This window comes from Petrachloros mirabilis, assembly GCF_975968855.1.
Window position 1 is genome coordinate 1 of the sequence record NZ_CDLUDY010000170.1, and the last position, 11569, is coordinate 11569.

Annotated in this window: 9 protein-coding genes; 6 read left to right on the forward strand and 3 right to left on the reverse strand. The window is 52.9% G+C overall.

From position 1 onward, the window contains the following. Together ACWVCN_RS06950 and bioF are read right to left on the reverse strand one after the other, a co-directional pair. The coding region (locus ACWVCN_RS06950; protein WP_455244834.1) for a type IV pilus twitching motility protein PilT at window positions 1-1035 on the reverse strand (1035 nt) is incomplete at its 3' end. A gap of 144 nt (window positions 1036-1179) precedes the next feature. Beyond that, complete coding sequence (gene bioF, locus ACWVCN_RS06955; RefSeq protein ID WP_455244835.1) at window positions 1180-2340, reverse strand: 8-amino-7-oxononanoate synthase; 1161 nt, start codon at window positions 2338-2340, stop codon at window positions 1180-1182. Between the two features lie 160 nt (window positions 2341-2500). Here bioF and ACWVCN_RS06960 point away from each other — a divergent pair, with 160 nt between their 5' ends. Further along, complete coding sequence (locus tag ACWVCN_RS06960) at window positions 2501-3307, forward strand: tetratricopeptide repeat protein (protein ID WP_455244836.1); 807 nt, start codon at window positions 2501-2503, stop codon at window positions 3305-3307. A gap of 41 nt (window positions 3308-3348) precedes the next feature. On the opposite strand, the gene ACWVCN_RS06965 is transcribed toward ACWVCN_RS06960, so the two are convergent. After that, window positions 3349-4806 carry a transglycosylase SLT domain-containing protein gene (locus tag ACWVCN_RS06965; RefSeq protein ID WP_455244837.1) on the reverse strand — a complete coding sequence of 486 codons (1458 nt, stop codon included), beginning with the start codon at window positions 4804-4806 and terminating at the stop codon, window positions 3349-3351. A 342-nt stretch (window positions 4807-5148) separates the two neighbouring features. Here ACWVCN_RS06965 and ACWVCN_RS06970 point away from each other — a divergent pair, with 342 nt between their 5' ends. The 5 genes from ACWVCN_RS06970 to ACWVCN_RS06990 all read left to right on the forward strand — a co-directional run. Then, window positions 5149-6291: a pyridoxal-phosphate-dependent aminotransferase family protein gene (locus tag ACWVCN_RS06970; protein WP_455244838.1), complete on the forward strand. Its 1143-nt coding sequence runs from the start codon at window positions 5149-5151 to the stop codon at window positions 6289-6291. 15 nt (window positions 6292-6306) lie between these two features. Continuing rightward, window positions 6307-7887 (forward strand): phosphoglycerate dehydrogenase, encoded by a 1581-nt coding sequence (gene serA, locus ACWVCN_RS06975; RefSeq protein ID WP_455244839.1) that lies wholly within the window; start codon window positions 6307-6309, stop codon window positions 7885-7887. Window positions 7888-7913: 26 nt separating this feature from the next. Continuing rightward, a complete protein-coding gene (hisZ, locus tag ACWVCN_RS06980; RefSeq protein WP_455244840.1) occupies window positions 7914-9314 on the forward strand; it encodes an ATP phosphoribosyltransferase regulatory subunit in 1401 nt (466 codons plus the stop codon). Further along, window positions 9311-10666 carry a replicative DNA helicase gene (gene dnaB / locus ACWVCN_RS06985; RefSeq protein WP_455244841.1) on the forward strand — a complete coding sequence of 452 codons (1356 nt, stop codon included), beginning with the start codon at window positions 9311-9313 and terminating at the stop codon, window positions 10664-10666. The genes hisZ and dnaB overlap by 4 nt, the downstream gene beginning before the upstream one ends. A gap of 52 nt (window positions 10667-10718) precedes the next feature. Then, on the forward strand, window positions 10719-11569 hold an 851-nt coding region (locus tag ACWVCN_RS06990), incomplete at its 3' end, for a tetratricopeptide repeat protein (RefSeq protein WP_455244842.1).

Genomic DNA, 11569 nt, shown 5'->3' on the forward strand with positions numbered 1-11569 from the left:
CCCGAATAGATTCGGGTTCATACTGCGTGATTGGGCCTCGGCTTTCGTCACAATGCCCCGTGTTGCAAGGTCGACGAGCGCCATGTCCATCGTCTGCATCCCGTCCTTTTGGCTGGCCTGCATAATGCCAGGAATTTGGTGTAGTTTGGCTTCGCGAATCAAATTTCTGATGGCCGTGGTCGCCACCATGATTTCGAGTGCCGCCACGCGACCGCCTGCTTTCTTCTTGAGCAGTGTTTGGGTGAGGACTGCTTCCAGCGCCTCCGAAAGCTGAGCCCGGATCTGTGCCTGCTGCGCCGGAGGAAACGCATCGATGATACGGTCGATGGTTTTGGGAGCGCTGGAGGTGTGTAGGGTGCCGAACACCAGGTGTCCAGTTTCAGCGGCTGTGAGGGCTAGCTGAATTGTTTCCAAGTCGCGCATTTCGCCGACGAGCACAATATCGGGGTCCTCACGGAGAGCCGACTTCAGGGCATTGGCGAACGAGAGGGTATGCACTCCTAACTCCCGTTGGTTGACCAAGCACTTCTTGGATTTGTGAACGAACTCGATAGGGTCTTCAATGGTGATGATGTGTCCCTCGAACGTATTGTTCAGATAGTCGACCATCGAGGCTAGCGTCGTCGATTTACCGGATCCTGTTGGTCCGGTGACGAGGATCAGGCCTTTTTCTTTGTCGCAAAGCTGCCGAAGGATCGGCGGCATGCCGAGTTTTTCCATAGGGATAATTTCTGTCGGGATGTTCCGGAATACCGCACCGAGTCCCCGGTTTTGAATGAACACATTGACGCGGAAACGTGCGATATCACCCAACTCAAATGAAAAGTCGCATTCGCGTTTTTCTTCGAAATTCTTTCTCTGAGCGTCGCTCATCATGTCGTAGACGAGTGCATGAGTTTCTTCCGGAGTCAATGGCGGGTGGTCAAGTTTCTTGAGATCACCGTGCAGCCGGATCATAGGGGGTTCACCAGCGCTGATATGGCAATCTGACGCCCCCTCTTTTACCGCAAACGTCAGCAATTTTGAGATATCCATGCAGGCAACTCCCCAGTAAGATAAACGGCCGTTATGGGATGACGATGAATGATGTGGATTCGATGATGCCACAAGTCGACATGAAAGCAAGGAAATCGTAACAATCCATCGTCGAGCTAACTGTGTAAGAAAGGAGGGCTGGAATTAGAGAATTGCTGAAGTTCGTCCCGCCTGCTTGAAGACGGCGAGTGCCTGATCGATCTGCTCGGCTGTATGCTCAGAAGTAATGGTGACACGCAGACGGCAAGTGGATTCCGGAACGGTAGGGGGGCGAATGGCCGGAGCAAACACTCCATGCGACAACAGGTTTTCGGCAAATGTGACTGTGCGGTCCGCGTCACCGATCAGGATCGGGATGATGGGCGAGGCGCTTAGGCCGAGTCTGAACCCAATCTGCTTCAGACCGGTGAACAACCTCTCGCGGTTTGCCCATAGTCGCGCGCGACGAGTTGGCTCGCGTTGCAGAATATTAAGGGAAGCGGTGGCTGCCGCCGCTGTTCCAGGCGATGACGCGGTAGAGAACATGAATGAGCGAGCTGTGTGCAGCAGATATCGGATTGTCTCTTCAGAACCCGCGAGATAAGCCCCGCTGCTACCCAAGGCTTTCCCTAAGGTCCCCATGTGGAGTGGGATCTTATCTTCTAATTTGAAGTGCTCAACTGTTCCTCGTCCATGGTCTCCCATAACACCGGTGCCGTGGGCATCATCAATGTAGAGCTCTGCTTCATATGATTGCGCTAGGGCAGTCATGATGGGGAGAGGGGCGAGGTCTCCATCCATGCTGAAGACACCATCCGTGACGATCAGTGTTCGTCGGCCTTGCCGTCTGTTCGATAGCAATGTCTTGAGATGTTCCATATCGTTATGGCGGTAGACACGAAAATCTGCGCCGCTCAGGCGACACCCATCAAGAAGGCTGGCGTGACAGAGGCGGTCGGCGAGAATAAGATCCTGACGGCCAATCAATGCTGGAATAACTCCGATATTGGCGAGATAGCCGGAACCGAACGTTAGGGCCGCTTCCGTGCTCTTGAACCGCGCGATAGCCTGTTCCAGCTCCACATGTGGCGTGAGTGAACCAGAAATCAACCTCGCGGCTCCTGATCCTGCCCCATAGGTCCTAACGGCGTTAACTGCGGCTTCGATCACTTCCGGATGAGAGGCAAGGCCGAGGTAGTCATTTGATGCGAAAATTAAGACCTCGCGGCCGTTTATGCGTACAGACGGGCCGATGCAAGATTCGATGACCTGGAGATGCCGGGTCAGGTTTTTCGCAGCGAGCTTCGACAGGAATTGAGCGTACATGAATGATCGGTCTATCGATTTAATATCGTCGTTAGGTCGAAACAAAAAAGTGACGGTGTCGACGGGCTCACATTGACAAGCTTGTAAGTTCCTTAGTATAAGGCGTTGTGATAGCTGGAGGAAATGGGGCCCACCGTTTATAGCCGTTCCAATCTACCAGATGAGTTATCGGATCAAGGTTCCTGCTAAAACACTACCCGTCGATGAGGCCCATTTATTGAGCGGGCTGGAGTATCAACTCCATCGCCTACAGGATTACCGTCGTCCTATCTTGGTCGGTTTGGGAGTCCTAGTCCTGGCTGCTGGAGTAATCGGAGGAGTTTTTTGGATCGATCGCCAGGCTTCTCATAAAGCTCAAGAGCTTGATCGGGAAGCCACCCGTTTGCTGGCGGCTCGTGCCACAGGTGACCCGAAGAATGCAGACAAGTTGTTGAAAGACGCGATAGCGCAGTATCGGCAGATTGTTGAACAGTACCCACGATCCGCGACTGCGCCGTTAGCGCTCTTCCATATGGCAAACAGCCTTGTGCAGGCCAACGAACTTCCAGCAGCCATTGAGGCCTATCAGCGCCTAGAATTGTTGTATGGCTCAAATTCTGCGCTGGCAGGCTTAGCCCAGCAACGTTTGGCCTATACCTATCTCTTAAAGGGTGACCGCGAGCAGGCGGCCAAGGCATTTACCGATATTGTGAATACGCCAGGGGCTTTGAATAAGGATCAGGCTTTGTTTGAATTGGCCCGGCTTGAGGAAGCTCAGTCAAGGCCTGAAGGGGCGTTGGCCCACTATCAGGAACTCATTAAAAACTATCCGAATTCTCCTTATACAAGCGAGGCTACGCTTCGCACAAAAGCAATGGATGCTCAGAAATCCAACGCAGATTCTACTCCTGATGCTTCCACGGCTCCATCCGGTAGTACACCTTCCGACAAGCCCGCTCCTCCTGCGAACGCAGCGAAGAACCCATAGCAAGCACACGGAGCAGTGCCTACGATTCTAGTTAGCTGGCGCTAGCGGCTGATGTTGAGGAATTCGCCCGCCCTAATCAGCGTGCCAGTGAGGTTGTTTTTCGCTTTGAGAGTCTTGATAGGAATCCGGAATCGTCTGGACAGTTTTTCCAAAGTGTCTCCCACCCGAACCTTGTACCAACGCGAAGAGTCCTTAGAAGCGATCTTTGCTCTGGATTTTCCCCGGTATCGAGGGAACTTGTGAGTGGGAACCCGGTCGAGCATTTGTTCGACTTTCGCCTTTGTCCCGACGGGAACTTTCAAGAGATATGTCGCATCGCCCGGAGGCGTTGCATGTCTTCGGAGTTCGGGGTTGAGTAGTTTGAGCTCTTCATAGGGAATACCGGTTGCGTTGGAGATGGCGTGGAAATGTAGAGGCCTCGTTACGACCACTTCCTCAAACTGATGAGGTTCACTGGTTTCTTGTGAGAAACCATAACGGTCAGGGTTCTTAGCAATAATAGTGGCCGCCATGAAGCGGGGCACGTATTCTTTCGTTTCTCGTCTGATCAACCTGGTTTTCGAGATCTCGGAAAAGCTTTCCGCTCGCGCTTTCCGCAAGGCCCGCATCACCCTCCCTTCACCTGCGTTGTAAGCAGCCATGGCCAGCGGCCATGTGCCGAACAGGTCGTAGAGATCGCGAAGATAGCGCGCCGCAGCCACAGTTGATTTGATAGGATCGCGCCGTTCGTCGACGTACCTATCGACACGAAGACCGTAGACTTTGGCTGTCCCCTTCATGAACTGCCATGGACCGGTCGCCTTTGCACGTGAATAGGCGTGCGGATTGAAACCGCTTTCTACGAGAGATAGGAAGACCAAATCACTGGGCAACTCAAATTCGGCGAAGATATTTTCCACCAACGGACGATATCGGCTGAGCCGAACTAACCATTTCTCAAATCGGTTTCGAATGGACGTATTGAAGAAACGGATATGGCGCTGTACCGAAGAATCCATAACAATGGGGATATTGTAATCTTTGCTTTCTTCCTCCGCGGAGTTTGTTGAGGTGTCGTCCAACACGGCTGTTTCAGCGGGAGGATCGAAAGCTTCGGCAAACCTCGCGAGCGGCGAATTAGGAGACGGAGCGATGGTCAACAGATCTTCCGCACGAGGGACTACGCTTTCCGAGTGTGCCGTTTCAAGCGAAGAAGTATCGGGAGGAAGTTCAGTCTCCACCTGAACTAGGTTTGCATCCGCCTCATCTGCAGGATCGCCCGTCTGTTCTTCGGCTGTGTTAAGTTCCGGAACATCTTCATCGGATGACGCTGTCGGTAAATCAGGTTGGACAACGGTTTCAGTTTCATTGGTAGCAACGGTTGGGTTAGCTTCGGCAGGCAATGCAGGGGGCTGCTCAGCAATCTGAGCGGATGCGATGGATGGACCTACAGCTAGCCCTGCGCACAAGACAAGCGCCCCAACTTTTCTTCGAGAGGTGAGCATCAGAAGTTTCCGCATAATGCAATGGCTCATAATGAAAAAATGACTCCCCGTTGCCACAACTGAAAGCTAGACTAGCGAGAGGAGCCTTAGTTGTCAAGGAATCGAGAAAGCGGGATCCCTTTTTGACTCCAGTCGCAGGAATCTACATATATATAGCAGATACCTACATATATAAAAGCAGGTCAAGCAGTTCTTGGTCGAAGTCAACGAGAGAGTTGCCATTACTTCTCTTCTCCAACTGTTGGAAATCACTCAACTCTGCACTACCCGTTACCTTGACACTCTTGAGAATGCAATGGTATCGTCCCCCCTTCCTCAAGAGGTATTTGGCTGTTCCCATCCGAGGAGGATTCGTCGATGCTCAAGCGGTATCTCCTAGCCCCTGGTCCGACGCCGGTCCCGCCGGAAGTCCTGTTGGCGATGGCACGCCCCATGATCCACCATCGTGCACCGGAATTCGATCCCATTTTTGCCGAAGCGCGGGAGGGATTGAAGTGGCTCTTTCAAACTCGAAATGATGTCTTGATGCTCGCGTCATCAGGTACGGGGGGCATGGAAGCGTCCGTCTCCAATTTTTTATCACCGGGGGATAAGGCCTTATGTATCAATGGAGGAAAATTCGGCGAGCGGTGGGGCAAGATCTGTAAGGCCTTCGGGGTTCACGCAACTGAAATAAAGGTCGATTGGGGGCAAGCCGTCAATCCACAGGTGATTGCCGATGCTCTGAAGAAAGACCCGGCAATCAAGGCTGTTTATGTTCAAGCCAGTGAGACCTCGACCGGAGTGTCTCATGACGTGAAGGCTATAGGCGAGATAGTCAAAGGGCATGAGAACACTATTCTTGTGGTCGATGCTATAACGGCCCTTGGTGTGTTCGATATCAAGACTGATGTATGGGGCTTGGATGTTGTCATCACCGGTTCCCAGAAAGCTCTTATGCTACCCCCCGGCATGGCCTTTTTGAGCGTCAGCGACAAAGCCTGGGCTTTAGCCGACAAGGCAAAAAACACGGCATTCTATTTTAATCTTAAGAAGGAGCGGGAAAACCAAGCTAAGAATCAAACCGCTTTCACGCCGACAGTTTCCTTGATCATTGGTCTCCAGGAAGTGTTGAGGACCATGAAGGCTGAAGGTCTTGAGAAGATGTTTGCAAGACAAGGTCAGTTGGCTCATGCCATGCGGGAAGGGATGAAGGCGGCGGGACTGGCTCTATTCCCCAAAGAATCTCCTAGCGATGCGTTGACCACTGTTTGTGCGCCAGATGGAGTAGATGGGCAAGCGGTATACAAAAATCTTCGCGTCCAGTATGGTATTACCGCGGCCGGTGGTCAGGATCATTTAAAAGGTAAGATTTTCCGGCTCTCTCATATGGGCTATGCCGATCGGTTTGACGTAATCACTGCCGTGGCTGCGACGGAGATGGTGTTAAAGGGGCTCGGCCACTCGATCAAGCTTGGAAGCGGTGTGGCGAAAGCGCAAGAAATTTTAATGGCGAAATAAGTAAGAAGGTTCACGATGAAAATCCTGGTCAGCGACAGCTTGTCCAAACAAGGCGTTGAGCTTCTCGAGAAGGCGGGATTCACCGTAGTGGTGAAGTCGAAAATGCCAAAGGAGGAACTCTTTAAGGAAGTAAAAGATGCGGACGGTCTGATCGTCCGTTCTGGCACAAAAGTGACTGAAGAATTAATCGCGGCTGCGGAGAAGCTGAAGGTCGTTGGTCGTGCCGGGTCAGGCTTGGATAATGTTGATACCCCGGCTGCGACCCGCCGCGGCATCGTCGTAATGAACACGCCGGGCGGTAATACGGTGACGACAGCCGAACATACCATGTCCATGATCTGTTCGATGAGCCGCCGTATCCCCCAAGCGACGGCTTCAGTCAAGGCCGGGAAATGGGAAAAAGACAAGTTCATGGGAGTCGAGCTGTACAACAAGGTGCTGGGCATAGTTGGGGCAGGACAGATAGGAAGCCATCTTACGAAGTTAGCTCAGGGTATCGGTATGAGCGTTATTGCTTACGATCCGTACTTGGCCGAGGAGAGAGCGGAAAAGATGGGCGTGACGATGATGGAACTCCCCGAGCTCTTCAAGCGCGCCGATATTATTTCTGTCCATACGCCACTGACCCCGGAGACGAAAGGCATTATTAACGCCCAGTCGATTGCGACGATGAAGCCAGGTGTCATGATCGTCAACTGCGCCAGAGGGGGGATCATTCATGAAGGCGACTTGTACGAAGCGTTAAAAAGCAAACGGGTAGCGGCAGCAGCTTTCGATGTCTTCGAGGAAGAGCCAGTGAAGCCGGATCATCCGCTTTTGACTCTAGAAAATTTTATCTGCACACCACATATTGGCGCCCAAACGACTGAAGCGCAGGAAAATGTCGCAGTCGGGATTGCAGAGCAAGTTGTTGATTATTTCACAAAAGGAATTGCGCGTGGAGCTGTCAATATTCCTTCAGTGTCTCCGGAATTGCTTCCGAGGCTTCAACCGTATCTTTCGCTCGGCGAGCAACTTGGAAAACTGCAGACTCAATTGTGCGAAGGCGGTATTGAATCGGTGGCGGTTGAATATAGCGGGGAAGTCAGCAACCTTGCGATTGCGCCACTTACTATTGCCGTGTTAAAGGGCTTGCTCACGCCGATTATGGAAGCCCCCGTGAACTATGTGAATGCCCCGATTGTGGCCAGGGAACGGGGTATCGAAGTTAAGGAAGTGAAAAGCTCTGACGCGGGGGATTTTACGAGCTTGATTCGCGTGCGGGTCAAGGCTGGGAAGAAGTCGCATCAGGTGGCCGGCACGCTCTATCATAAAGATCCTCGCGTGGTCGAAATTGATCAGTTCAAGGTCGAGGTTGTTCCTGAAGGCAATATGTTGCTGATTCACAACGTCGACAAGCCCGGTGTGATCGGAATGGTCGGGAAGGTGTTGGGGGACAACAATATCAACATCGTCCGCATGCAATGTGCGCTCGAGAAGCGTGGGGGAAATGCCCTGTTGATTATCGGCTCGGATCAATCATTTCCGACCGCCGTATTGGATCAGATCAAGTCCAGTTCTAATATACTCTCAGTTAAAGTCGCCGCTCTGTCCTAAGCGCGGCTCAGCTCCGTCGGACGGCCATGATCTCTGCTTCGCCGAAGTCTTTCTCGTCTTCGGGACATGTCTCATCGTCCCGCGAACGCTCGCTTGTCCCGGTCGGGATGGCGACCATCCTCCCTCAAGCCGCGAAGCAAGTCCGTCGCATAGAGACTGAGTTGCTGACAAAGCTGTCGAGCTGGGGGTATGAGGAGATCATTCTGCCCACATTTGAGTATCTGGATGTCCTGGCCCCCGGCCTCGAAGCTGAGTTGCTTGAAACCTGCTATCAGTTTGTTGACCGAACGACAGGCCGAACGCTCCTATTACGCCCTGATGCGACTGCGCAAGTGGCTCGGACCTTTGCAATGGGGCTTACGGGAAACATGTTGCCGCAACGGCTGTCCTACCGAACTTCGGTATTTCGATATGAACCGGAACACGCCGGCCGGGGTCGGGAAATTTTCCAGGTTGGGGCCGAACTGATCGGTGTTGACGATGTGGCTGCCGATAGTGAGGTAGTCACGTTACTCATTGAGTGTCTTCAAGCGATCGGACTAGAGGCTTTCACGATTGCTCTGGGGCATGTGGGCTTTATCAAGGGCCTGTTGCAATCGTCCGGGCTATCAGCTCAAGGACAGAAGCGAGCAGAGCAAGCCGCAGCCAGAAAAGATCTTCCGCGTCTTGAAGAGGTATTAGCAAACGAGCGCATACCCAAGGCAGTCGCACGGGCGCTTCGAGAAGCGCCGGAACTGACGGGGCGCGGGGAGGTATTGGAACGAGGACGGGTGTTGGCAGCCGGCGATCCACATTTGCTTGCGCCGCTTGAGCGACTCTCTCACCTCTATCACTTGTTATGCTCCGCTGGTCATCAAGAAAAGCTGCTTCTGGATCTCGGCGAGTTCAGAGGGTTCGATTATTATGACGGTGTTGTGTTCGACGTGTTCGCTCCCGGCGTCGGAGCAGAATTGGGCGGTGGCGGGCGTTATGACCATCTGATTGGTCGATTTGGCCGAGAGATGCCCTCTACCGGGTTTGCAGTCGATGTCGATCGTCTCTTTCGCGCAGTGGACATCCCAGAAGGCGTTACAGGCGTGGCTCGAGTCGATTATCTCGTCACAGGTCCACGTCGGATGATTCGGCGCGTGGCAGAAGTCGCCAAGAAATTGAGAAAAGGTCGTCGCCGGATTGTGCAAGCCGTGGCGAAAGGCCGGGAACAGGCTCTAGTTGAGAATGCTTTGGCTGCAGCATATACGCAAAGAGCCGATACAGTAGTTATTGTCGGGGCGACAGGGTTGGATCAGGACCATGTGGCCGTTTTCGAAGGACTGAACCGTCATGATGCGAACCGACGGAAGGGTAAACATCATCGCCCCGCCATGAAGAAGGTAGCCGTTTCATCGTTGATAGCTGATTCTCGAAAAGGATTTAGGGCAGAGTCATGAAGTCTATGTCGGCCGTCGATCTGTCTCAACCGAAGCTCCCTCCGCAAAATGTGGAAGCGGAGCAATCGGTTTTGGGCGCAGTCCTGCTTGATAACCAGGCCATGGCAAAGGCCATGGAACTGGTGGCCGAGGACGACTTCTATCGGACTGCTCATCGAAAGATCTACCACGCGATGTTGGAGTTGTCGGAAACCGGGGAGGTCATAGATCAAATCACGCTCACTGAACGGTTGAAGGCGCAAGGGGAGTTAGAGGCGGTAGGGGGAGCCGCGTACCTTGCTGAATTGGTTCAAATCGTACCGAGTTCAGCTAATATCCGATATCACAGCAAGATCGTACGCGACAAGGCTCTTCTGCGGGAGTTGATCCACACCTCGACGGAAGTGCTGACACGTGGATACGAAGGCACCGCTCCCATCGACGAATTGTTGGATTTTGCCGAGCGCTCCGTCTTCAGTATCGCGCAGGGGAAACTCGATCGTTCTTTCAGCCCTATAAACGCTATCATCAAAGAGAGCCTCGATCTTGTCGACAAACTCTCTAAACGGAAAGAACATGTAACAGGGGTCCCGACGGGGTACTATGATCTTGACGATTTGACCGCGGGATTACAGCCTTCCGATCTTGTGGTGATCGCCGGTCGGCCGAGTATGGGGAAGACGAGTCTTGTGTTGGGTATGGCCGCTCATGCGGCACTGCACGGAGGATCCTCGGTCGGAATTTTTAGCCTCGAAATGTCGAAACCTCAAATCGTCTTGCGTATGCTTAGTTCAGAAGCTCGTGTCGATTCGCATGCGCTTAGGACGGGGAAGTTGCAGAAGGAGGATTGGTGGCGGCTAGCCGAAGCGGCTGGACGGCTGGAGCAGGCGCCGATCTACATCGACGACACTGGGGGAATCACTGTACAGCAAATGCGGGGTAAAGCCAGACGGCTCAAAGCCGAGCGAGGTCTTGATCTTCTCATTGTCGATTATCTCCAGTTGATGCAAGGGCGGAGTGATGCGGAGTCCCGCCAGCAAGAAATTTCCGACATCTCACGTTCGCTGAAAGCTTTGGCGAAGGAACTCGATGTTCCTGTCGTGGCACTTTCCCAATTGAGTCGTGCCGTTGAGGCACGTAAGCCGCCTATCCCTATGCTGGCGGATCTCCGAGAAAGCGGCGCGATCGAACAGGATGCTGACGTGGTGATGTTCATCTATCGTGAAGAGGTTTATGCTCCAGAAACCGAGCGCAAAGGCATCGCCGACATTTTAGTCAGCAAGCATCGTAACGGCCCGATCGGAAAGAAAGAATTGTTCTTTCATGATCGGTTCGCCAAGTTTGAAAGTCTCGATAATAGAGAAGTCGTTTGACCCTACCTTTGTCGCTTCGTATAATCACAGCGTGCCATCAATAAATCTTTTCATGATGCCTTTATTATTCGGGCGGGATATTTCGGGTATGGTCGGCCGCAAGTCTTCTGGCAGACGGTCGCTCCCTTGTGCGGGCCTTATCATCTCCCTTATTCCAGTCATGGTTGGGGCGTGTGCCGCTTCCTCTGCGCAGCAGGGTGAAGCATCGTTGGCCCATCAAGTGTCGAGGCCTGTCCAGGCTTCTCGTCCTGCGGATGCCTCGGCCATCTATCATTTCATGCTCGGGTATCAGGCGGAACTGTCTCAAAATACGGAGTTGGCTCTAAAGGAATATGAAATAGCGTTGAAAGCCGACCCGGCGGCGCAATCTATCAAGGCCCGATTGGCGAGCCTCCATTTTTCTCTGGGTGATATGCCAAAGGCACTTCACTACGCCGGAGAGGTTGCGGAAGGTCCAAGTCAGGACACCGTGATCCTTACGCAGGTTGCCAGAATTCTTGCAAGCGGAGGGCAGAGTGAAAAGGCTCTAGGTGTTTTAGATCGTGTCATAAAGCAGGATCCAACAGCCGGTGAACCGTATTTTTCAAAGGGGCTCCTGCTGATGAATCTCAAACGTCAATCGGAAGCGGAGCAAGCCATGCGAGCCGGGGTTGAACGCTCTCCGGATTTCGCCGTTGGCCATTACCACCTGGGGCGTGTCTTGCTCGAATCTGGGAAAACCCAAGAAGCGAAAGCATCGTTTGAACGGGCCATGGAGGCCAACGTATCTTTTGAGGCGGCCTATATGGCCCTTGCTTCGTTACATGAATCTCAAAACGAAAACGACCAGGCGATTGGTGTCCTTAAAAAATATCTACAAAGTGTCAATCCAAAAAATCGTGAAATCCGACGCCAGTTAGTCCG

Excerpts from the sequence above, each read along its gene's own strand:
- bioF (WP_455244835.1), bottom strand. The coding sequence starts at position 2,340 with ATGTACGCTCAATTCCTGTCGAAGCTCGCTGCGAAAAACCTGACCCGG.
- ACWVCN_RS06960 (WP_455244836.1), top strand. The coding sequence starts at position 2,501 with ATGAGTTATCGGATCAAGGTTCCTGCTAAAACACTACCCGTCGATGAG.
- ACWVCN_RS06965 (WP_455244837.1), bottom strand. The coding sequence starts at position 4,806 with ATGCGGAAACTTCTGATGCTCACCTCTCGAAGAAAAGTTGGGGCGCTT.
- ACWVCN_RS06970 (WP_455244838.1), top strand. The coding sequence starts at position 5,149 with ATGCTCAAGCGGTATCTCCTAGCCCCTGGTCCGACGCCGGTCCCGCCG.
- serA (WP_455244839.1), top strand. The coding sequence starts at position 6,307 with ATGAAAATCCTGGTCAGCGACAGCTTGTCCAAACAAGGCGTTGAGCTT.
- hisZ (WP_455244840.1), top strand. The coding sequence starts at position 7,914 with ATGATCTCTGCTTCGCCGAAGTCTTTCTCGTCTTCGGGACATGTCTCA.
- dnaB (WP_455244841.1), top strand. The coding sequence starts at position 9,311 with ATGAAGTCTATGTCGGCCGTCGATCTGTCTCAACCGAAGCTCCCTCCG.